Source organism: Bacillota bacterium (genome assembly GCA_013178415.1).
Taxonomy (GTDB): Bacteria; Bacillota; SHA-98; order Ch115; family Ch115; genus Ch115.
On the sequence record JABLXA010000010.1, the window covers coordinates 15,153 to 36,295 of the forward strand.

Annotated in this window: 20 protein-coding genes and 3 pseudogenes; 13 read left to right on the forward strand and 10 right to left on the reverse strand. The window is 54.8% G+C overall.

Annotated elements, in window-relative coordinates; genetic code table 11:
• The first annotated feature begins 38 nt into the window (after window positions 1-38).
• From HPY52_09550 to HPY52_09560, 3 genes are all read left to right on the forward strand, one after another.
• Window positions 39-899, forward strand: coding sequence for a hypothetical protein (locus tag HPY52_09550; GenBank protein ID NPV80504.1), 861 nt, complete (start codon window positions 39-41; stop codon window positions 897-899).
• A 209-nt stretch (window positions 900-1,108) separates the two neighbouring features.
• On the forward strand, window positions 1,109-1,360 hold the full coding sequence (locus tag HPY52_09555; protein NPV80505.1) for a DUF433 domain-containing protein: 252 nt from the start codon (window positions 1,109-1,111) through the stop codon (window positions 1,358-1,360).
• Entirely contained in the window at window positions 1,361-1,717 is a 357-nt protein-coding gene (locus HPY52_09560; GenBank protein NPV80506.1) for a DUF5615 family PIN-like protein, read from the forward strand. It abuts the gene before it with no gap.
• 261 nt (window positions 1,718-1,978) lie between these two features.
• Here the strand turns inward: HPY52_09560 and nifJ are convergent, their stop codons facing one another.
• A complete protein-coding gene (gene nifJ / locus HPY52_09565; GenBank protein NPV80507.1) occupies window positions 1,979-5,515 on the reverse strand; it encodes a pyruvate:ferredoxin (flavodoxin) oxidoreductase in 3,537 nt (1,178 codons plus the stop codon).
• 409 nt (window positions 5,516-5,924) lie between these two features.
• Between nifJ and HPY52_09570 the strand changes: the two genes are divergently transcribed.
• Window positions 5,925-6,161, forward strand: coding sequence for a DUF1778 domain-containing protein (locus tag HPY52_09570; protein NPV80508.1), 237 nt, complete (start codon window positions 5,925-5,927; stop codon window positions 6,159-6,161).
• Window positions 6,158-6,583, forward strand: a complete 426-nt coding sequence (locus HPY52_09575; GenBank protein NPV80509.1) for a type II toxin-antitoxin system VapC family toxin — start codon at window positions 6,158-6,160, stop codon at window positions 6,581-6,583. The genes HPY52_09570 and HPY52_09575 overlap by 4 nt, the downstream gene beginning before the upstream one ends.
• A 118-nt stretch (window positions 6,584-6,701) precedes the next feature.
• Here the strand turns inward: HPY52_09575 and HPY52_09580 are convergent, their stop codons facing one another.
• The 3 genes from HPY52_09580 to HPY52_09590 form a co-directional block, all read right to left on the reverse strand.
• A complete protein-coding gene (locus tag HPY52_09580) occupies window positions 6,702-8,609 on the reverse strand; it encodes an ABC transporter ATP-binding protein (GenBank protein ID NPV80510.1) in 1,908 nt (635 codons plus the stop codon).
• Between the two features lie 26 nt (window positions 8,610-8,635).
• The gene (locus HPY52_09585) at window positions 8,636-10,363 is read right to left on the reverse strand and encodes an ABC transporter ATP-binding protein (protein NPV80511.1); all 1,728 of its coding nucleotides are present in this window, start codon (window positions 10,361-10,363) and stop codon (window positions 8,636-8,638) included.
• Between the two features lie 107 nt (window positions 10,364-10,470).
• Window positions 10,471-10,740, reverse strand: a complete 270-nt coding sequence (locus HPY52_09590; protein ID NPV80512.1) for an AbrB/MazE/SpoVT family DNA-binding domain-containing protein — start codon at window positions 10,738-10,740, stop codon at window positions 10,471-10,473.
• Between the two features lie 332 nt (window positions 10,741-11,072).
• Here HPY52_09590 and HPY52_09595 point away from each other — a divergent pair, with 332 nt between their 5' ends.
• The 3 genes from HPY52_09595 to HPY52_09605 all read left to right on the forward strand — a co-directional run bounded on the left by HPY52_09595 (window position 11,073) and on the right by HPY52_09605 (window position 13,706).
• Complete coding sequence (locus tag HPY52_09595; GenBank protein ID NPV80513.1) at window positions 11,073-11,255, forward strand: type II toxin-antitoxin system RelE/ParE family toxin; 183 nt, start codon at window positions 11,073-11,075, stop codon at window positions 11,253-11,255.
• Window positions 11,256-11,380: 125 nt separating this feature from the next.
• The gene (locus tag HPY52_09600) at window positions 11,381-12,829 is read left to right on the forward strand and encodes a radical SAM protein (GenBank protein NPV80514.1); all 1,449 of its coding nucleotides are present in this window, start codon (window positions 11,381-11,383) and stop codon (window positions 12,827-12,829) included.
• Between the two features lie 103 nt (window positions 12,830-12,932).
• On the forward strand, window positions 12,933-13,706 hold the full coding sequence (locus tag HPY52_09605; protein NPV80515.1) for a hypothetical protein: 774 nt from the start codon (window positions 12,933-12,935) through the stop codon (window positions 13,704-13,706).
• 74 nt (window positions 13,707-13,780) lie between these two features.
• Here the strand turns inward: HPY52_09605 and HPY52_09610 are convergent, their stop codons facing one another.
• A complete protein-coding gene (locus HPY52_09610) occupies window positions 13,781-14,185 on the reverse strand; it encodes a PIN domain-containing protein (GenBank protein ID NPV80516.1) in 405 nt (134 codons plus the stop codon).
• Window positions 14,173-14,445: an AbrB/MazE/SpoVT family DNA-binding domain-containing protein gene (locus HPY52_09615; protein NPV80517.1), complete on the reverse strand. Its 273-nt coding sequence runs from the start codon at window positions 14,443-14,445 to the stop codon at window positions 14,173-14,175. Before HPY52_09615 ends, HPY52_09610 begins: the two co-directional genes overlap by 13 nt.
• A gap of 140 nt (window positions 14,446-14,585) precedes the next feature.
• On the opposite strand from HPY52_09615, the pseudogene HPY52_09620 reads away from it, so the two are divergent.
• A pseudogene (locus HPY52_09620) lies at window positions 14,586-15,055 on the forward strand (YbjQ family protein).
• Window positions 15,056-15,317: 262 nt separating this feature from the next.
• On the opposite strand, the gene HPY52_09625 reads toward HPY52_09620, so the two are convergent.
• The gene (locus HPY52_09625; GenBank protein ID NPV80518.1) at window positions 15,318-15,710 is read right to left on the reverse strand and encodes a hypothetical protein; all 393 of its coding nucleotides are present in this window, start codon (window positions 15,708-15,710) and stop codon (window positions 15,318-15,320) included.
• 82 nt (window positions 15,711-15,792) lie between these two features.
• Window positions 15,793-16,056 (reverse strand): annotated as a pseudogene (locus HPY52_09630) (ATP-binding cassette domain-containing protein).
• 471 nt (window positions 16,057-16,527) lie between these two features.
• Between HPY52_09630 and HPY52_09635 the strand changes: the two are divergent.
• On the forward strand, window positions 16,528-18,405 hold the full coding sequence (locus HPY52_09635; GenBank protein NPV80519.1) for a hypothetical protein: 1,878 nt from the start codon (window positions 16,528-16,530) through the stop codon (window positions 18,403-18,405).
• A gap of 70 nt (window positions 18,406-18,475) precedes the next feature.
• On the opposite strand, the gene HPY52_09640 is transcribed toward HPY52_09635, so the two are convergent.
• Window positions 18,476-18,886, reverse strand: a complete 411-nt coding sequence (locus tag HPY52_09640; GenBank protein ID NPV80520.1) for a PIN domain-containing protein — start codon at window positions 18,884-18,886, stop codon at window positions 18,476-18,478.
• Complete coding sequence (locus tag HPY52_09645) at window positions 18,864-19,115, reverse strand: AbrB/MazE/SpoVT family DNA-binding domain-containing protein (GenBank protein NPV80521.1); 252 nt, start codon at window positions 19,113-19,115, stop codon at window positions 18,864-18,866. Before HPY52_09645 ends, HPY52_09640 begins: the two co-directional genes overlap by 23 nt.
• Window positions 19,116-19,422: 307 nt before the next feature.
• Here HPY52_09645 and HPY52_09650 point away from each other — a divergent pair.
• The 3 genes and pseudogenes from HPY52_09650 (at window position 19,423) to HPY52_09660 (ending at window position 21,080) form a co-directional block, all read left to right on the forward strand.
• A pseudogene (locus HPY52_09650) lies at window positions 19,423-20,352 on the forward strand (DEAD/DEAH box helicase).
• A gap of 58 nt (window positions 20,353-20,410) precedes the next feature.
• Complete coding sequence (locus HPY52_09655; GenBank protein ID NPV80522.1) at window positions 20,411-20,689, forward strand: AbrB/MazE/SpoVT family DNA-binding domain-containing protein; 279 nt, start codon at window positions 20,411-20,413, stop codon at window positions 20,687-20,689.
• Window positions 20,673-21,080 (forward strand): putative toxin-antitoxin system toxin component, PIN family, encoded by a 408-nt coding sequence (locus HPY52_09660; protein NPV80523.1) that lies wholly within the window; start codon window positions 20,673-20,675, stop codon window positions 21,078-21,080. Before HPY52_09655 ends, HPY52_09660 begins: the two co-directional genes overlap by 17 nt.
• Window positions 21,081-21,143 lie beyond the last annotated feature (63 nt).

The window sequence follows — 21,143 nt, forward strand, 5'->3', positions numbered from 1 at the left end:
GAGCGGATGGGATAATTGTTTCTTGGAGAGGGAGTCACTTGAATCTGGTAATCGTTGGGGATAGCCTCACCCAGGGCGTTCCTGGGTGTTCGTATGTTTCCATTCTTGAACGCATGTTACCTTCATTCTCCATCATCGCCCTGGGGCTCGGCGGCGATACACTGCTGGGAATCTCGCACAGGGCTGTAGCCTACCTGTCCGGGGCCGGAGAGGGAGCGGTGCCTGTGCCGGAGGTGATGGTGGTCGAGGCAGGCGCAAACGATATCCTGATGCCGCTCCTCGAACCCCGGGGAATGGGGTGGGAGGGCCTCGGGAGGAAGCTCAGAGCAAGAGGGAGCCTTCCCACATTTGACCCTTCGGAGTTTGGGGCGTTATACAGGAAAACCGTTGACCGGATTCTCGAGGCGGGGGTCCGCAAGGTTGTCGCGGTCACCATCGCATGCCTGGGAGAGGTGCCGTCGAGCCCTTCCAACAGGTTGCGCGACGCATTCAACGCCGAGATCCGCAAACTGGATACAGGCACCGGCATCGCAGGTAAAGATCATGTGAATGCTGATATCGATATGGTGAACGCTATGGTTAGCCCGAAGAACCCGGAGGCCGTCAGCGCGCGCCCCTGTCCGCCCGCTGGTCTACCCGGCTCCTACGTTGCGGTGGCGGATACGGCTGCGGAGTTCGATCGCTATCTCATCAATTCCGCCGGCAGCTCCAGCTCCTACCTGTTGGACTCCTTTACAGCGCTGACACTGGACGGGCTCCAGACCAGCATCCCGGGGATCGCGGATAATCTGAGCAAGGAGAGGGGCTTGAGACTGACCGTCGATGGTGTTCATCTCAATAGCCGGGGCGCGGAGATATACGCCAGGTGCATTGCGGGCCGGGTGTTACCTTCCCCTTAAATTTTGATCTTACATGAGACCAAAGACGAAAGCCCCGGAATTCACCCTGGGAAGGGTGTCAGGAAGTATAGATGCTAGGGCCGGGCAATATAGGTTGTATGGGTATCCTGCAAGAGTATTCCTTGCCTCTATTGGATGTTAATGGTATACTATTAACGAACCTTCTTGATGGGAAAATATAATTAGTGGAACGACTGGAGGTGGGGTGGATGAAAAGAAATAGCAGATTACTCGAACGTATAGTTCTAGATCCTAAAATTATGACCGGAAAACCGATTATCAAGGGGACACGGTTAACCGTTCAATATATTCTGGGGTTATTGGCTCACGGAGCTAGTATTGAGGAGATTTTGCAGGAATATGAGGGGTTAACCCGGGAGGATATCCAAGCCTGTCTTCTATTTGCAACGGAAGCGCTTGATGATAGCACCTTCATGCCGCTGACAGCGGGGGCGCTATAAATGAGGTTTCTTGTAGACGAATGTGTTGGCCCCGTAGTCGCTAAATGGCTTCGAGAACATCATCATGACGTTTTTTCAGTCTACGAGGAGGCGCGAGGTTCAGAGGACGAAGCTATTCTCAAAAAAGCTGTTGATAGTGACCGCATCTTGATCACGAATGATAAGGATTTCGGGTCTCTCGTTTTTCGAGAGGGGAAAAAACATAGTGGTGTGATCCTTTTGCGGTTGGAAGACGAACGTGCTGCTAATAAGATAGCTGTGTTGCGCAGCTTGATCGAACGGTACGCTCAAAGGCTCGATGGGAATTTTGTCGTGGCAACTGAAACAGCTGTCCGATTTGTTACCCAGCTACGCTAACGAAGCATATCTTGTACTGCCCTTGCCTCTATTTTTATGCCCCTTTAATAAGATTATAGGCGAGTTAAATCTATATGGGATAGAGTGAATTGGCAGGCGCCAGGCTAATAATGCCTGGCGCCTGCCAATTCACTGAACGATGTTCACGTCTTGCTTTTGAGACCCCACCCGCATCGTGTGGGGTTCTTTCTCGACTGTTCCGCGCTTACACTTAGCTCTCCATAATTTAGTTAGAGTTTGCAGCCAGCATTTACACCAACCTTAACCCTGCGCCAGGCGCTGGTACTGGGCGATCCTGGCCTGCGCATCCTTTTCCGCCTTGGAGTAGAGCTCCTCAGCGCGCTCGGGGAATTGCTTCTTCAAGCTAGCATAGCGGACCTCGCCCATCAGGAACTCGCGGAAGCTGCCCGTCGGCGCCTTGGAGTCAAGCGTAAATGGATTCTTGCCTTCTTCCGCGAGAACGGGATTGTAGCGGTATAGCGGCCAGTAACCGGCCTCTACGGCGCGCTTGCCCTCCCGCTGGCTCAGGCTCATGTTTATCCCGTGATTGATGCAAGGCGCATAGGCTATGATCAACGATGGGCCACGGTATCTTTCCGCCTCCATGAGCGCCCTCACCAGCTGGGCCGGGTTGGCGCCCATGCAGACCGAAGCTACATAGACGTAGCCGTAGGACATGGCCATCATGCCCAGGTCTTTCTTGCGGGTGCTCTTGCCCGCCGCTGCGAATCTCGCCACGGCGGCGGTGGGCGTTGCCTTCGAAGACTGCCCGCCGGTATTTGAATAGACCTCGGTGTCGAGCACCAGGACGTTTACATCGGCGCCGGAGGCGAGCACGTGGTCCAGCCCGCCGTATCCGATGTCATAGGCCCACCCGTCCCCGCCGATGATCCAGACCGACTTCTTCACCAGGTAGTCGCTGAGCTTGTTGATCTCCTCGAGGATGGCCCGGGCCTCTCTACTCGCAGCGGGCAGCTCTCGCCCGAGAAGCGTCCGGATCTTATCCGCCGCCATGCGCGATTTCTCGGCGTCGTCCTTGCTGTCGAGCCATTCCTGGAAAGCGGCTCTAAGCTCGCCGGAAATCCCGTCCTGCCCCTGAAGGACCATACCCATGAGCTCGGCAAGCCTATCCGTGCGCTGGGCTATAGCCAGGGCCATGCCGTAGCCGAATTCGGCGTTGTCCTCAAACAGGGAGTTAGCCCACGCCGGCCCATGCCCCTCGCTATTTACAGTATAGGGGCACGTTGGGGCGCTGCCGCCGTAGATGGAGGAACAACCCGTGGCGTTGGCGATGACCATGCGATCCCCGAACAGCTGCGTGACCAGCTTGACGTACGGGGTTTCGCCGCAACCGGCGCACGCCCCCGAGAACTCGAAGAGCGGCTGCCTGAACTGGCTCCCCTTGACCGTGTCGGGCTTGAACGGGGCCGCTACCTGCGGTAGCTTATCTGCAAATTCGTAGTTGGCGACCTCCGTTTCAACGACCTCTTCCAACGGCTTCATGACAAGGGCCTTCTGCTTCGCCAGGCAGACATCCACACAATTGCCGCAGCCCGTGCAGTCGAGGGGCGAGACCTGAATTCTATACTGGAGCCCGGCCGCCTCTTTACCGGTGGCCGCTTTGGTTACAAAGGCCTCAGGCGCGCCCGCCAGGTCCTCTGGCTTGGCAAGATACGGACGAATGGCCGCATGCGGGCAGACAAAGGAGCACTGGTTGCACTGGATACAATTCTCCGGCAGCCATACGGGCACGGTGATTGCGATCCCGCGCTTCTCATATTTTGTGGTGCCGGTCGGCACGGTCCCGTCAGGGCTGAATGCGCTCACCGGCAGGTCGTCGCCCTTGAGGGCTAGGACAGGCTTTACTACCTTCTGCACATACTCCGGCACGCTTGAATCCGCGTCTGAAGCCGCGGCCGCCTCATCCACGGCGCCCGCCCAGTCGGCAGGGTAGTGAATCTCCTCCAAGGCCTCGATCGCCCGGTCTACTGCTGCCCAGTTCATGTTGACGACCTTATCGCCCTTCCTGCCGTAGGTCTTCTTGATAGCATCCTTGATATATCTAATCGCGTCTTCGGCAGGGATAACGTTGGCGATCTTGAAGAACGCGGCCTGCATGATAACGTTGATTCGCCCGCCGAGCCCTACTTCGCTTGCGATCTTGACGGCGTCGATATTATAGAATCTCAGTTTCTTCTCAGCTATAGTCCGCCTCATGGAGGCCGGGAGCTTGGTATTCATATCCTCCGCGCTCCAGCCGGAATTCAACAGGAAGATCCCACCCTGTTTGATACCCTCCAGTATATCGTAACGTGTCACATAGGAGGGATTGTGACAGGCGATCAGGTCGGCCTGGTCGATCAGGTAGGGCGCCTGAATCGGCGTATGGCCAAAGCGCAGGTGTGAAATGGTGATGCCACCCGATTTCTTTGAGTCGTACACGAAGTAGCCCTGGGCATACATGTCCGTATGATCCCCGATAATCTTGATCGAGTTCTTGTTGGCGCCCACCGTTCCATCCGAGCCGAGGCCGAAGAACTTGCACCTGAAAACGCCCTTGGGTGAAGCGTCGATGTATTCGCGCACCGTTAGAGAGCTATCGGTGACGTCATCGATGACCCCCACAGTGAAGTGATTCTTCGGTGTGGATGTCGCAAGATTATCATAAATAGCCTTAACCATTGAAGGCGTAAATTCTTTTGAACCAAGGCCGTAACGGCCCCCGACGATCAACGGGGTCTCCCCTCGCTCAGCAAACACAGTGCAAACATCCTGGTAGAGCGGCTCGCCCAGCGAGCCGGGCTCCTTCGTCCGGTCCAGCACGGCGATGCGCTTGCAGGTGCTGGGGAGGACCTTGAGGAAGTGCCCCGTCGAGAAGGGACGGTAGAGGCGAACTTTAATCAGCCCGACCCTCTCGCCTTTATCTACAAGGTAGTTTACGGTCTCCTCGACCGTATCGCAGCCCGAGCCCATGCATACGATCACTCTCTCTGCATCCGGAGCGCCAACGTAATCGAATAACCTGTACTGGCGGCCGGTCAGCCCGCTCACTTGCTTCATAACCTCTTCCACAATTCCGGGTGTGGCCAGGTAGTATGGGTTGGATGCCTCGCGACCCTGGAAGTAGATATCCGGGTTCTGCGCTGTCCCGCGCTGGTGCGGGTGCTCGGGATTCATGGCCCGCCTGCGGAACGCCTCGACCGCCTCCATGTCGACCAGCTTTGTGATTTCATCGTAATCGATCACGTCGATCTTCTGAACCTCGTGGGAGGTCCTGAAGCCGTCGAAGAAGTGGAGGAATGGGACGCTGGCCTTTATCGCCGAGAGGTGAGCCACCAGGCCGAGGTCCATAACCTCCTGTACGGATGCTGAGGCCAGGAGCGCGAAACCGGTCTGGCGCGTGGCCATGACATCGGAATGGTCTCCAAAGATGGAGAGGGCGTGAGTGGCGAGGGACCGGGCCGATACGTGAAACACGCCCGGCAAGAGCTCCCCGGCGATTTTATACATATTTGGAATCATTAGCAGCAAGCCCTGAGACGCCGTGAAGGTGGTAGTAAGGGCGCCCGCGGCCAGAGAGCCGTGAACTGCACCGGCGGCTCCCGCCTCTGATTGCAGCTCTGTAATCCTTAAAGGTTGACCGAAAACATTCTTCCGGCCATGGGCGGCCCACTCGTCGCAGACCTCGGCCATCGGCGAGGAAGGGGTGATGGGGTAGATCGCGGCCACCTCGCTCAGCGCGTATGCTACATGCGCGGCGGCCGTATTCCCATCAATAGTTTCCTTTTGCATCGCTATCATTCATCTCCTTGATGAGAATTGTATTTTATGGCCAGTTTCTCAGGCCGAACATAGAGCCATGATAGAGCCATGCTACCTCTAACTATAATATACTTAATGTGTGGTTAAGTCAATTTTAACTGGGGCATAATCTTAACTTGTGATATAAACTCCCATATTGCTACCAGAGGCTGGGCATGCTGCCCCATGCAGCATATCTTTGAAAAATGTGCTGCACTACGCAGCATGTTCTGGCGGGATGTGCTGCAATCTGCAGCATGGTGAGAATCTACAGCACGGTGAGGGATAGGGGGTACTTAGATCCTGGCAGTAATATGGAGATTTATATCGTAAGTTGAGAACCAAGACAATGAACACTTGCCTCTTAAGCGCTAAAGCGCTATACTCATGATGAGGTGATTTCCCTATGGCGCGAAAAATAAGTGTCTATGTGGATGAGGAGTTCCACAAGGCTCTCAAGGCCGCTGCGAGCCTTCAGGGTTTGTCCTTATCTGAATTCATGATACGCGCGACGCGTCGCGCGTTGAAGGCTCCCGACCGCAAAGCTGTAGCCGCGAGGATGGACGCAATTCGCGGCTTAATAGGTACAAGGTTCTCGGCTGACGAGATCAGAGCCATGCGGGAGGAGGGGCGCCGCAGTTGACGGAATCCGTGGTGGTAGACGCATCCGTGGCTCTATCGTGGGTGCTTCCTGGAGAGGATACTCAGGACGTCATCAAGTTGCGAGACAGGGCGGCCGACAAGCCAGGTATCTCGCTCTTTGTGCCTCCGACCTTCTGGTACGAAGTTGCGAACGCTCTTTGGGTGGCTACGCGCCGGCAGAGGATAACACCGGAAGTTGCCGGGGAAGCCCTGAGTGTCTTGCGCGACTTTCTTTTTGAGGAATGGGCACCCGACCCGGCCGCTTGTTTGGGCATGGCTCTGGAACAAGAGATTTCAGTGTACGATGCTGCGTATCTTCAGATCGCTACGGACACCCGCAGTCTCCTGTGGACAGTCGACCGGCTTCTCCTTCAGGCAAGTAGGCGACTGGGCCTGAGGACAGAGCCACTCGAGCGAGTCTAAGGACACGGGGATCCCCCCTGGGCAACCGGTCGCCGGGCACGAAGTCCGCCAGGCGCGACCCCCTGTCCCTTGCCAGTCCAGCAGCAAGCCAATGCGGTGCGGCGGGGACTGGCCGCGCTCAGACCGCCTGGTCGTCGACATAGGCTCCGATAAATTGGCTATTGTAAAGATCGGCGTAGAATCCCCCCTTGGCGAGCAACTGTTTGTGGTTGCCGGTCTCGATGATGCTGCCGTTATTCATCACCAGGATCAACTCCGCGTTGCGGATTGTGGAGAGCCGGTGAGCGATGACGAAACTCGTCCGGCCCTTCATCAGCTCCGCCATGGCCTTTTGGATGTAGACCTCGGTTCTCGTGTCGACGCTGCTGGTAGCTTCGTCGAGAATGAGGATGGCCGGATCGGCCAGGAACGCCCGGGCGATGGTCAGCAACTGCTTCTCGCCCTGGGAGATGTTGGAGGCCTCCTCATTCAGGATGGTGTTGTAACCATCGGGGAGAGCCCTGATAAAGTGGTCGGCCTGCGCCGCCCTGGCCGCCCTCACGATCTCCTCGTCGGTGGCGCCCTCGCGGCCGTAGGCGATGTTGTCCCGGATAGTGCCGTTGAAGAGCCAAGTATCCTGCAGCACCATGCCAAAGAGCCTGCGCAGTTCGCCGCGCTTCAGATCCCTGATGTCGACGCCGTCGACGGTGATCCTGCCGCCGTCTATCTCGTAGAAACGCATCAGCAGGTTGACGAGCGTGGTCTTGCCCGCGCCGGTCGGGCCGACGATGGCGATGGTCTGCCCTGGTTTGACCTCGATATTCAGGTTCTCGATCAATGGGTGGTCTTCCTTGTAGCTGAACCTGACGTTTTGGAATTTGACCTCGCCCCGCGGGGACAGGATCGTTGTGGCCCCGGCGGCATCGGGAATCTCCTCTGACTCGTCGAGCAGCTCAAAGACACGCTCGGCGGAAGCCACCGTCGACTGAAGGATATTCACGATATTGGCCGTTTGCGCGATGGGCATGGTGAACATCCTCTGGTACTGGATGAATGCCGTGATATCGCCGAGCTCAATCCCTCGTTTGGTGACCATGATCCCACCGACGACGCAGATCAGCACGTAGCCGATGTTATTTATGAAATTCATCAGCGGGAAAATGATTCCGGAGACGAACTGCGCCCGCCAACCCGCGTTGTAGAGTCGTTCGTTGATCTGGTTGAATTTATCAATCGCCTTGCCCTCGTGTCCAAAGGCCTTGACGATCTTGTGACCGGTATACATCTCCTCCACGTGGCCGTTTAGCAAGCCGAGCTCCCGCTGCTGCGCCGCGAAGTTCTTCTGCGAAAATCTGGCGATCATTGCCGTCGCGAAGAAAGAAAGCGGGAGTGTCAGGAGGCAGATCAGCGTCAACAACCAACTGATGGTGAACATCATGATGATGGCACCGATGATGCCGACGAACGAGTTGATAAGCTGCGCCAGGCTCTGCTGCAAGGTCATGCTGATGTTATCGATGTCGTTCGTCATCCGGCTCATTATCTCGCCGTGCGTGCGCCCGTCAAAGAATTTCAGCGGCAGGCGGGCGAGCTTGTCATTCATATCCCGGCGCATGGCAAAAACAGTTTTTTGGGCCACGCCCGCCATGGTATATTGCGTCACATAGCTGAAAAGCGCGCTTGCAGCATAGAGCCCGATCAACCACAGGACGATATGCCCAATATACTGGAAATCCACGCTGGCGGGCAACCCCATGAATCTCATCCCGAATGTTCGTCCCAGGCTGGTGATGGCCCTCCCCATGATCTTGGGGCTGATAATGCTGAGCACTGTGCTGGCAATAGCGGCCGAAAGCACGATCAGCAGCCGCGGCCACAAGGGCTTCAGATAAATGACCAATCTCTTCAACGTGCCCTTGAAGTTCTTGGCTTTTTCCACCGGCCGGCCGAAACCGTGCCCGCCGCCGAAGCCTCCCCTGCCGGGTCTGAAGCCGCCGGGCCCCATCGGCCCCGTTGGTCGTTGTTGTTCCATGTGATCCCTGCTCATGTGGTCTCCGCTCATACGATCTCCACTCATGCGATCTCCTCCTCGGACAGCTGCGAGGAGACGATCTCGCGATAGACCTCGCAGGTTTTCAAGAGCTCTTTATGGGTGCCGATACCGGCGACCCTGCCTTCGTCCAGGACGACGATCCGGTCCGCGTCCATGACCGTGCTGACCCTCTGGGCCACGATCAGCACCGTGGCATCGGCCGTTTCCCTTTTCAGCGTCCCGCGCAGCCTGGCATCGGTCTTGAAGTCGAGGGCGGAAAAACTGTCATCGAAGATGTAGATCTCGGGCCTCCTGATCAGCGCGCGGGCGATGGCAAGCCGCTGTTTCTGTCCGCCCGAAATGTTGGTCCCACCCTGGGCGATCTCGGAGTCGAAGCCATCCTTCATCTCGGAGATGAAATCCAGGGCCTGGGCGATCTCCGCCGCACGCCGGACTTCTTCATCGGTAGCATCTTCCTTGCCGTACCTGATATTGTCGGCAACCGTGCCGGAGAAAAGCACGGCCTTTTGAGGCACGAAGCCGATCTTGGCCCTCAATTCTTCCTGGGCCATCTCCCGGACATCCACCCCATCCACCAGGACGCTGCCGCCGTTGACATCGTAAAAACGCGGGATCAGGCTGACCAGCGTCGATTTGCCCGAGCCTGTGCCGCCGATGATGGCGGTGACCTCACCCGGGCAGGCGCGGAAGGAAACATCTCTGACGGCGGGTTCCTCTGCGCCGTGATAGCTGAAGGTCACATCGCGAAATTCTACATAGCCCTTCTTGCTGTCCCCGCTCCTGGTCACCGCCGGGTCGTTGATCTCGGGCTCGATGGCCAGTACCTCGTTGATCCTGGCTGCGGAGGCCTGGGCCCGGGGAATCATGATGAACAGCATCGAGGCCATAAGGAGCGAGATCATGATCTGCATGGCGTATTGGAAAAACGCCATCATGTTGCCGATTTCCAGGGTTCCGTGGTCGATGCGGATGCTGCCGAACCAGATAATGGCGACCATCGTGAAGTTCATGACCAGCATCATGGTCGGCATCAAGAGGGCCATCAGCTTGTTGGCCCTGATGGAGGTCTCGGTCAGGTCGAGGTTGGCCTCGTGGAAACGCCTTTTCTCGTGGTCAGTGCGGTTGAAAGCCCGGATGACTCTGATGCCCTCGAGGTTCTCTCGCACGATCAGGTTTATCCGGTCGATCTTTTTCTGGATGGTTCTGAAAAGCGGCAGGCCCTTACAGGCGACGAAGATGACTATGGCCGCGAGGATAGGCAGGACAACGGCCAAGACCCAGGCCAAACCCCTATCCTTCGATAGGGCCATGATGATACCACCAATGCACATGATGGGGGCGCTGATCATCATCCGCATCATGACCATAGTGACCATTTGGATCTGGGTGACATCATTGGTGTTCCTGGTAATGAGGGAGGGGGTGCCGATCCTGTCGAATTCGTGCAGTGAAAACCTCTCCACATGGGTAAATATCCTGCTGCGCAATATCTTGCCAAAGCCCATGGCCGTCTTGGCCGACAAGAAGGCTGCCACAATCGAGCAGATGGTCCCTCCCAGGGCGACAAGCAGCATCAGCCGGCCGATTCTCCAGATGTAACCTACATCGCCTTTCATGATCCCGGTATTGACGATATCCGACATCAAGGTCGGGAGGTACAGCTCGGAAAGCGTCTGCAGGAATACGAGACTTATAATAGATGCGATCTGGATCCGGTATGGTTTGAGGAATTTGAATAACTTGATCATAATACACCATCTCTCTAGTCGGTCGCAGTAGTGAAGATGCGCGCATAATCAATCCAAGCGATGATTAATCCAAGCCAGATTTCATAGCCAGGGTTCATTTACTCTGCCTAACCTTTATCTTCCTTATCCTGGCGCTCAACGGACATTCGAAACAATTTCTCCAGGCTGTTCACCTGTTCGCTCAACCTCGCCAGCAACCCGCTGACCGCCTCGGCCTTGATCATCACCAATCCGTGGCCGCCAAAGCCTCCACCCAGCACCAGCATCTTGTCGCCAGGCTTGATCCCTTGAGCCTCCCTGGCTTGTTGGGGGATGACTACCTGCCCGCGTTCACCGACGGTTACGGCGCCATAAAAAATCGGTTCATGCCCAGTCATGATTTACCTTCTTTCGTGAAATGGATCATTCGATCATTCATATATGAATAGTATGATAGTACATGTTGGAGAGCGGAGCAAGGGTGAGATTTTCACGTTTTCACCGATGGAACCGAGATCAGCCGCGTTGAAAACGCCTTGCCGTTTCACGTCACGCGTTAGGGCCCGAATGCTGACGTACATCACTCTCTTTGCCTTTCCCGTGATGTACATCATTATTCGTCTCGCATCACCCGTTCTGTACGTCACTTGTTCCCTCGGAACCGTTCCCCACAGAAATCCTCATGGCCAATGACTGATGTACATCACGCTTTCGGGGTGAAGGCTGACATATATCACGATTCTATGCCCACCCGTTCCCTATCTCACTTGTAGCAGATACCATACGACCCATATCATTGTTTCCCATCCACGGCTTTGACTTTGACTATCTCATCTTCTATACTGTAAGGGATGATCTCGTTGAGATCCGGAGGATACTCCACGGAAAACGAAAATACGACTTTCTTCCTTGAGTTGGAGATAATTATATAGACATATCTGATTCATTAAGCTGAAAAAGAACAGAATAATATCTGATACTTAACAGGGATTTTGAGCTGGTATAACGCTGGTATAACGCAAGGCGGTTGAGGAGATATTGCCTATCGGACGTCACGGTATAAAAACGGCAAGTTTTGGGGTGTGCGCCCGGCGACTTAGGCTGGCAGAAGGTGTGCGCCTGCGACGGGAGCATTTCGGCGGGCTGGCGTTCCAAATGACTACCGGTACGACCGTTGATCTCGATCGGGAAGCCTTCACTTTGATCTCCGACGTGCAGGCAGAAGGAATAATCAGCGAAGATGCTTTGCTGATGCGCTGGGGCGCAGCCGCTAATTCCCGCACGGCGTCTCCAGCCACAACCAGAGAAGTGATATGGCGGCTCCTGGAATTAGGCGTTCTCCGGGAGGTGGCTTCCCCTTTCGCCCAAATCGAGAGCAAAGCGCCGGGGAGCACGAATCTTCCCCAAGGTGAGGGCGCGAATACCCTGAGCGGAACCTGGCCAGAGGGGTCACAGCTGAGTGCGCCCGAAACCGTGCATTGGGCGCTTACTTATCGCTGTGAGGCGAATTGCCCTGATTGTTATGCCACTCGCCATAGGAAGCGATTCTCCAAGGAATTAGACACCAGGGAAGCTATGCACGTGATGGAACGGATTGCCGCCTGGGGTGTTTTTCAGCTCGCCTTTGGCGGCGGAGAGCCTTTGCTCCGTCGTGACCTGACAGAGCTGGCAGCGTATGCGCGAGGAATCGGCTTTGTTGTCCATCTTACTACTGGGGTGGAAGAGATAGATGACTTGACCTGGCGAAAGTTGGCCCGGGGGGTCACCACTGTCCAAATCGGGGTCAAACCGGAGCGACTGCTGGCGCAACCGCTGGAGGAGGTGGCACGATTGCAGCGTTTAGTGGTGGGGGCGAAGGAAGTCGGCCTGCCAGTTGGCGCGAATCTTATGCTCTCAGCGTCGGTAATGCGAAATTTCCTAGATTTAGTCCTCAGGCTTACGGAAGCGGGATTTATGCGCTTTACCCTCCTTCGCTATAAACCGCCTGCGTCTGCCACGCGCTGGCGGACAGAAAATCCAACGCCTGAAGCGATGGGCGCCTTTGAAAAGAATCTGCCGAAAATCCTGGCGCGCCAAGGCCGGGCGCTACAATGGCGGATTGACTGTGCGCTCGGTTTTCTCCAGCGCCGTCTGGCGCCCGTGCAGGCCTTGGTCGCCGGGATTCGGGGTTGCGCGGCGGCGAGTCGGATTGTTGCCCTCGCGCCGGACGGCTCTGTTTTTCCCTGCTCACAGCTGGTCGCTCCAGCTCTGTTGGCCGGTAATATCTTGGCCGATGAGCCGACGCGGCTCTGGGCGGAAGCAATTCCGTTGCAGAGATACCGGGGTTTCAGGGCGACGGACGAGTTTATGCAGAGCGCGTGCGGTATCTGCGGGGCCAGGGAGCAGTGCGGCGGCTGCCGGGCCCTGGCTGAAGATGCCCTTGGGGGCGATAGCGGCTGCCCGGGACCTCTTTTCCCGCCCCGGACGCAACCGGGGGGAGGCGGATGATTGACCTACGGGAATACTGCGGTTATCCTCTCTGGTTGATCGAGAATCTAGAAAGGGAACCTCAAGAGAGTTCAAGTGCTTATGATTGAGGAGGGAATTGTTGGTGAAGATCATCAGTGTCCGGAAAGGTTTTACCGCTGATCATAGTTCCACCTCATACGAGTTTCTGGCGATTGACCGTCCTTTGGACCCGCAAGCAAGGAGCGCCGTTGCTAGCCTCTCGCGGCGGGCGAGACCCACATCTCGGCGGGTTAGTTTTGTCTACAATGTGGACGGCTATGATATCCCTGGTGGATGGGAAGCCTTAATGGAGAAATATTACGATGTGATGTATATGGAAAGTTACGGCTGGTGGTTGCTGGCCATGGCCTTTAACGCTTCCCCTGGACAGCGGCAGGCATTAAAGGAATATGCCTTTGACGGGGTTGAGGACTTAGGCGTCGAGATTCTCACGCGAGGTAACAGGGTGATCGTGGCGATTCATTGCCAACTTGAGGAGGGCTTTGCGCCAGACGAAGGCTGGGAGGCCTATGACGAAGATCCTGACGAGGAAGAGGAAGAAGGTAATGGTGAGGATGGGGATGAGGATGAAGACCACGGGGAATCGGTAGCCAGAAATAAGGCAGAGCAAGTGGTTGTGGTCGAGACCGATAATTACCTTCTTAATCTATTAGGACAAATCCGCCGCCAGCTTATGGCCGGGGACTATCGCGCCCTCTATGCGGTTTGGGAAAAGTACCGCTATTATGATGACGAGGAGGGAGAGAGCGAGGACGAGGCCGAAGGGGAGAAAGAGGAAGGACCTCCAGTGCCGCCGGAGAAGGAAACTGGCAAGCAAGTCATCTCGGCCCTACGTGATTTATTAGTAGTGCCTTAGTCAAAGGCTTATCCGATGTGTTGAAAGAAAAATGCAGCAGTACCCATCAGACCGCGTCGTTCATATGCTTTGCCTCAGGATTGCACTCCGTAAGGAATAAAGCCATATTGGGGAAAGTGTTGGTCAAAAGCCACGGCCTTGGTTATACCTAACCGCTCCATAGCTGCAAAGGTGGTTGCATCGGTGTAGGAAAAGGCCTTGTCGCGGTAAGTAAATATGATTACCCTGGCTTTCTCTTCGTCTTCTTCTGTGATTCGTTCCACAGGCCAACATAGCCCCTTTAACCAGCCCCTAGCTATCTCTGGGCCTAGTCTACTCATGAGCAAGGCATGACACTCAGCAACAATGAAATTCGTAATTACCACCGCGACCTGGTGCTTCGCCAACTCTCTGAATAGGGATATGGCCTGTTGATGGAAGCCGTCGGACCGGTCCAACAACGCGTAGACTCCGCTTGTATCTATCATTATTTTTTCCATCGTTCGACCTCCCCCTCGGCAAGATAATGGTCATGGTTTACGGAGATATCCGTGTAGCCGCTTGCTCCTGCACCGACTAAACGCCAGATAGGATCATCTGCACTCAAAGGGCGTACTGGCTCGACCTTTCGCAAACGGATCTCGTCGCCTTCCAGATAGATCTGGATATAGTCACCCTCACGGATGTTCAACCTCCTCCTAATCGAGATAGGGATTGTCAACTGCCCCTTGGCCGTCATTCGCATAAGCTCGTGGCTCATCCTTCTTCTCCCTCCTGGTAAGATATTCTTACTTTAAGTATACCATTACCCTGTTGAAGGATCAATACATCATCGCATGTCACAGCCTAAACTCGCCATCAGCCTCAGAGTATGAGATCATGAATCCGGAGGTGTTTGCTATGCTATTATCCACGACCCCATATATCGAAGGAAGGCCTGTCCGCGAATAGCGAATACCTTGGCGTTGTGGCCGGAGAAGCTATATATAATGGGCGCCAACATTGTCAGGGATATTTTCGCAAGTATCACCGATATCTTCGGAGGGAGATCAGGCGCTTATGAGGAGAAGCTTGCGCAAGCCCGCCGCGTGGCGCTCCAGGAAATGGCTGATCAAGCAACCCACCTTGGAGCAAATGCGGTAATCGGTATAGATATCGATTACGAAGTCGTCAGGGAAGGAATGCTGATGGTGACCGCGAGCGGGACTGCGGTGCGAATTGACTCGCCATCCGGACAGTGCTGTGTCGCCTCAGAAATTATACGTGACCTGCGTTTTCAGCACGGTGCCTGGCCGGTTGACGGTCATACCAGGGATAGTCCCTCCCGCAAACTCCCCACCTTCATCCCCCGAGAAGGCCGTTGCCGATAAGGATAGCTGCCATCGCTCGCTGAGGAGGATATGGGTCCCTAATGATTTGTTTCGCCGTTGGCTCGGCTGCGCGAGCATTCCCGGCTCCAGCGACTGATATAAACAGTAGTGCCGGCAGTAGTGCCAAAAAGATGATTCTGCTCAACCGTAATTTTTTTCTCATGCCTGTCTCCCCCAATCCATTATTAAGCCTGGGCCCTCAAGGCCTGCGTCGGCTCAATCCTGGCGGCACTTCGAGCCGGCCAGTAGACTGATATCAATGTTACAAGGTAAATTTATCGCCCACACCGAGTCCGAGCTTATCCAGGGTCCTGTAGCCCATAACCGCCCCTCGCTCTCCGGGCTCGAGAAACCGGCCATCCACGAGATAGCGATAAGGCCGTATCATCTTTTCTTCTGCCGCGGGATCGACCCCCATAGCCATCATGCCCCTGAGCTGCGCTCCCTCGCTCGCCATCGCCCCAAAACGCAAGCGCGGGACGACGTTTTCTACGGAATCTATCTGTTTCAGGGCTTCAACCATCGCCTGGTAACCTTCCCCATTGAAACCGTCAACAGGGTAGTTGAGAGAAAGGAGCCTTTCTTTGATCTGATATCCCCTGTCGATAATCCGCACATGGCCTGAACCCAGCCTGATGGAGTTATCTGTAAGCATCTCGATAGATCCATCTGCAGTCCCTTATACTGGCCCAGGTCAAATACCCGGCGGTCTCTCTCGAGGTCGATCCCCACAGCTATTAGCGGGCGTAATCCATGACCATTGGATCGTGGGTGCTGAATATGAACGTCGTACCCTTTGTCTCATTCATGTTCCTCATCAAGCCCAGGATTGCCTTTCCCGTCTCCGAATCCAGGTTGGCCGTGGGTTCATCCGCGAGGACGAGATCCGGGTCCTTTACAAGGGCCCTGGCTATAGCCACCCTCTGTTGCTGGCCTCCAGAGAGATCGCTGGGTCTTCGTCCTTCAAGACCCTCGAGCCCCACGTCAGCCAGGATCTTCATAACCCTATTCTACCGGGAATTCTGGAACTATCCGTTGTACTAGTTTCTAACGGCATCCGTGTTCGGGCTCGTTCTAGGGTGGGTCTACTGGGAGATGGGCTGGAAGCCGCAATCCTCGGACACACCCTTTATGATTTCGTTGCGGTAGTGTGGCTGTTGAGATAGCTCATCCTCGGTGCGCGCCCTCGTCACCTCTAACCTCCAAGGCTCATGCCTTTCAGGGTTCCAGGGAACACTTCGACGCCAGAGAGCAGGCTACGCTATTTCGGGGGCTGATGAAGGAAACATGTGGCAGGTGGCGAATTGTTACCCGAAAGGGGGGTGTTTAGCGTATTCCTAATCGCTGCCCGGCGCGGTGCTTAGAAGTGGTATGGTATAATTAACCTGTACGTGATGGAGTATATACTTGGGTCTAACAGGACAACATGGAAAATCGTATTTATCTAAAGGTGCTCAAGGGAGGGCATGGCAATGGTCGAGGCTGTCGAGGCTAAGGTATTGCCGGTTGAGGAGCTGGTCTCTGAGGAGGAGTTCACCGACCGGGTGGAGGTGCTGAGGGAGCTCGAGGACTGGTACCGCAATATCAAGCGCAGGATCTCGAGCAGCCTTGCGCTCATCTCCCCTCGGCGGATGGGCAAGACCACTGTGCTCGACAGGTTGGTCAATATCGTATTCTTCAAAGACTATGACGTGGCTCCCTTCTACTTCAAGATGAAACGCGAGGAAACCACGCTGCGGAAGTTCCTGCTGGAATACTACACCACATTCTTCAGGCAGTATATTGCATACATGTTGAAGGATCCCTCGCTCTATAAGAATGAAGAGATGGATCTCAAGAGTCTATTGAATTTACGAACCAACAATGAGAAAGTAAGGTTCATTCAGAAAGAGAATCTGAGAAGATTCATCGAGAGATATGAGGAATACGACTGGCAAGACGCCCGTAATCACTGGGAGGCTATGATCAAGACCCCTGAATTTCTTGGTGCGATGCTCGGGGTTCATGTGGCAGTTATTATTGATGAATTCCAGGACATGAAGTTCTATGTTTACGATACTGACCAAATCCCACCGGATAAGAGGAACATTCCAGGATTGATAAACCTCACCGCCACATACGACCGCCAATCCCAGAGCAGGCGTGCTCCCATGCTGGTCGCTGGCTCCGCTGTAACCATGATATTCCGCACCGTCATGGGTGGGCCCCTTGGAGGGCGCTTTGGCTTTAAGTATTTGAAGCCCATGTCAATCGAGGATGGCGCCACCCTGATGAAGAAGCTCCTCAGGATGCGAGATTCAGACATCACCGATGAGCTTGCCATTTATTTGAGCTCCAGAGTAAACGGCCACCCTTACTACGTATACTGCTGCGCCGACTCTGACTGCCCCGACAAGGATTTCACAATAAAGGAAGGCATCGACAGGGTCATAGAATACGAGGTCACAAGGGGCAAGATATTTGGCTTCTGGGAGACCCACTTTGCGGAGAACCGGCAGTATATAAATCAGGATAATGACATAGAGCTTGGGAAGAAGATCATCTACTATTTCACCAAGTACAACAACGCCCCTGTAGACATAGAGGAGATAGCAAATAAGCTCAAGGTGAACAAGTATGCGGTGGAGGAGAAGATAGAAAAGCTCTACCAGGCAGACTTGGTCTACAGAAGCGACTTCAAGTATTACACCTTCAACGACATCATGCTCATGCGCTACATCCAGCACCGGTATGAGAATGAGCTAAAGGATGTTGAGAAGGTGGATCTCAAGGAGCAGGGAACCTTCAACTATGTAAAGGGCAAGTTCCTGGAGATGGTGGTCCAGAATGTAATGTCCAGGTTCAACAACGAGGAGCTCGATGGGAGACTCTTCGGCCTCCCTGGAGAGGTTATCATAGCTCCCCTCTTCAGGGCACGGGGAGATATGGTCGTGAAGCTTCCCACATCCGGCGAATATCAGGTTGATGCATACGGGGACTATGAGCGGGATGGGGTAAAGCATATATGGGTGGCGGAGTGCAAGTACCGGAAGGGCGAGCCCATGACCGCCCAGGAGGTAAAGAAAGCCCTTGAGGCAGCGGATGCGCTGAAGGAGATGCGGAGAGGCCAGGATCTTACGGTATGGCTTGTGTCGACGGGCGGGTTTACAAAGGATGCACTGGCTCTGATAAAAGAGTGTGAGATGCAAGGCGGTGGCGTGCAGGAGGGCGAGTTGCAAGGTGAGGCGCAAAAGAGCGGGGCAAAGAAGAGAGAGATTCAAAAGAGACGCTGCCTCTTCTCAGGCCAGGATGAGATAAACGAGATCGCCAAGCTGTATGGCGTAGGGGTGAAAGTCGTAGAGCTGAAATAACGCCAGCTCCCTATCCAAGCCCAAGCCCTCCGGGATGCTAAGCTCCATCCGCATGAGTCTGTGCTCACTGTCACGGTTCCACCCGCACCACGTCGGGGATTCGGTCAAAATCCCGGTCGTAAGAGTAGATGGTCCCCGCTTCCTGGGAGATGAGCTGTGCAGCCACGAAGGCGTCAGTCCAATCGATGTTGTAGCGCACGTAAAGGCGCAAAGCCAGGAAAACGGCCTCCTTCCCCGAGCAGTGCAGACCACGCAGGTTCATAATCGGCGTAAGCAGATCGGCGATCTCTGCCTTACTCTGCCGGTAGAACTTCTCCAGGGTCCAGATTACGTCCGCTAACACCAGGTCTGGAAGCCAAACCTGTTCCTCGTTGCGCTCCACCTTCTCAAGCAGAGCTGAGCAGGCTTCCGCTTTCTGCGGGTTATCATTGGTCAGGAAGCGTAGGATGATGTTGGCATCAAGCACGGGTATTTTTCGCATTGATACGGTCCTCCATGGCGGCGTGACGGGCTTTCTTAAAGTCCTGAGGGCCGCTGACGGCGACCTTCCCGCGCAGGCTGGCAATCCCCTGAGGCGCGAGGGTCACCCGGAAATCGCGCTCCCCCTCAATGAAGCGAAGGTAGGTCCCGGGTTTGATATTGAACCGTTTCCGCAACCCCGCCGGAAGCGTGATCTGCCCCTTACTCGAGACTTTGACGATTTCCGACATTCACCACATCTCCTTTACTGTTGCCGCTTTTACTTTACCTATACTATATTATATGACATCCTTAGGGCGATGTAAACGTCTCGAGTTGGTTCACTTAAAATCCAAACGAGACGTAATCGTTGTCGCACGCAAGAATCCAAACGAAATAGTAGGCTATAAGGGGGAAGGCGGGGTATAAGGGGAACATCCGGGACAGGCCCCCGGCGCCATAGAGCTCGAAACGAATAGCAGGGAAGCGTGGTTAGGCGGAGAATTATATACAATATTTCTCGATGCCGTACATAGACTCAAGGGGGCATAGCTGGTGATGGATGTTTTTAAGCTGCGCGACAGTCTGGTGGCAGATTATGGCCATTATGTGCGTAGTTTTATCCACATTCAAGACGAGAGGATCCAGGAGATGGTTGGGCGGGCACTGGAAGAAGGATTGCTTTGGCCAGACCCGCTAATTCAGCTCAACCCGTCTTTTGAACCCGGCGAGTCCATCGATGAATTAGTAGAAAGCGGCATCCTCCACCCCGAATGTGGCCGCATCTTTCGCCTAAAGAAAGGTGAGGGCAGTACGGGGAAACCGCTACGCCTCCACAGGCACCAGGCGGATGCCATCAAGATCGCGCGGACCGGGGCCAATTACGTTCTGACGACCGGCACCGGCTCGGGCAAGAGTTTAGCCTATATTATTCCCATGGTCGACTGGGTGCTTCGTCGAGGCCCCGGGCGAGGGATCTAAGGGCTTGTGGTCTATCCCATGAACGCCCTGGCCAACAGGCAGTTTGGGGCACTCGAGAAATTCCTCAATCAGGGAGACCCTGATGGCAAAGGACCTGTCACATTTGCGCGCTATACCGGCCAGGAGGACGCCGCCGAAAGAGAACGGATCCTCACGAATCCGCCGGATATTCTTCTTACGAATTACGTCATGCTTGAGCTCATCCTTACACGGCCTGATGAAAGGAAACTGGTTCAGGCTGCGCAGGATTTGCGTTTCCTGGTTTTGGACGAGCTACATACCTACCGGGGCCGTCAGGGGGCGGACGTGGCGATGCTGGTCCGTAGGGCCCGGGATGCGTTTGCCGCCGAAATCCTCCAGTGCGTGGGCACCTCTGCAACCCTGGCGGGGCCGGGTGCGTTTGATGAGCAGCGGGACGAGGTCGCCCGTGTGGCTTCGCTGATGTTCGGCGCGTCTATGAAGCCTGAGCATGTCATCAGCGAGACTCTCAGGTATGTTCACCCTTAATATTTGATATAATACAAGTAAGAAAAATAGAGAATGTAAAGAATCGGGGTGATGTCCGATGTTTGACCTGGCGAAGGTCAGTTCCAAAGGACAGGTTACTATTCCGGTCGATATCAGGAGAAAGCTTAAGCTCAAGGAAGGAGACAAGGTGCTGTTCATGGCGGAAGGAGACAGGGTGTTTCTAGCAAATGCCTCATTGGTAGCGCTCAAAGACATGCAGCAGGCCATGAAGGGCCTGGCAGAGAAACAGGGCCTGGTATCGGAAGCTGATGTCTCCAGACTGGTAAAAGAGGTTCGGAAGGAGCTCTGGGAACAACGTCATGAGGGTAATGATTGACACTAACGTGCTCATATCAGCACTCCTATTCCCCGAGTCTCGGCCGGCGGCACTGGTAGCACTGCTGGCCGAGGAACATACTATTGTGTTGTGTACTCAGGTAGTTTTGGAGCTCCGCAAAGTCTTCCGTCGGAAATTCCCAGACAGATTGCTAAATCTTGAACGCTTTCTATCGGAGTTTGCATTTGAATTGGCTTATACGCCCGAAAATGGTGTTTCTCTTGGTCATCTTCAGATGAGAGATAAGGCCGATTTGCCAATATTAGCTTCTGCTATCCTGGCTGACGTTGATGTGATTATAAGTGGTGATCAAGATTTCTTGAGCCTTAGCCTGGAAAGGCCGGAGATACTCACGGTGAATGAGTTCCAAGAGCGATATGGGGGTAGTTGAGCCTCATGGTTTTAAATGAAGTTTGTTTGAGCCATACAGGCAGTTTGCCACTGACCAGCACGC

What these genes read in the sequence shown, in the direction of transcription:
- HPY52_09555 (NPV80505.1), top strand. Translation starts at nt 1,109, where the DNA reads ATGAAAAGAAATAGCAGATTACTCGAACGTATAGTTCTAGATCCTAAA.
- HPY52_09560 (NPV80506.1), top strand. Translation starts at nt 1,361, where the DNA reads ATGAGGTTTCTTGTAGACGAATGTGTTGGCCCCGTAGTCGCTAAATGG.
- HPY52_09570 (NPV80508.1), top strand. Translation starts at nt 5,925, where the DNA reads ATGGCGCGAAAAATAAGTGTCTATGTGGATGAGGAGTTCCACAAGGCT.
- HPY52_09580 (NPV80510.1), bottom strand. Translation starts at nt 8,609, where the DNA reads ATGAGCAGGGATCACATGGAACAACAACGACCAACGGGGCCGATGGGG.
- HPY52_09585 (NPV80511.1), bottom strand. Translation starts at nt 10,363, where the DNA reads ATGATCAAGTTATTCAAATTCCTCAAACCATACCGGATCCAGATCGCA.
- HPY52_09590 (NPV80512.1), bottom strand. Translation starts at nt 10,740, where the DNA reads ATGACTGGGCATGAACCGATTTTTTATGGCGCCGTAACCGTCGGTGAA.
- HPY52_09610 (NPV80516.1), bottom strand. Translation starts at nt 14,185, where the DNA reads ATGGAAAAAATAATGATAGATACAAGCGGAGTCTACGCGTTGTTGGAC.
- HPY52_09615 (NPV80517.1), bottom strand. Translation starts at nt 14,445, where the DNA reads ATGAGCCACGAGCTTATGCGAATGACGGCCAAGGGGCAGTTGACAATC.
- HPY52_09625 (NPV80518.1), bottom strand. Translation starts at nt 15,710, where the DNA reads ATGCTTACAGATAACTCCATCAGGCTGGGTTCAGGCCATGTGCGGATT.
- HPY52_09635 (NPV80519.1), top strand. Translation starts at nt 16,528, where the DNA reads ATGGTCGAGGCTGTCGAGGCTAAGGTATTGCCGGTTGAGGAGCTGGTC.
- HPY52_09640 (NPV80520.1), bottom strand. Translation starts at nt 18,886, where the DNA reads ATGCGAAAAATACCCGTGCTTGATGCCAACATCATCCTACGCTTCCTG.
- HPY52_09645 (NPV80521.1), bottom strand. Translation starts at nt 19,115, where the DNA reads ATGTCGGAAATCGTCAAAGTCTCGAGTAAGGGGCAGATCACGCTTCCG.
- HPY52_09655 (NPV80522.1), top strand. Translation starts at nt 20,411, where the DNA reads ATGTTTGACCTGGCGAAGGTCAGTTCCAAAGGACAGGTTACTATTCCG.
- HPY52_09660 (NPV80523.1), top strand. Translation starts at nt 20,673, where the DNA reads ATGAGGGTAATGATTGACACTAACGTGCTCATATCAGCACTCCTATTC.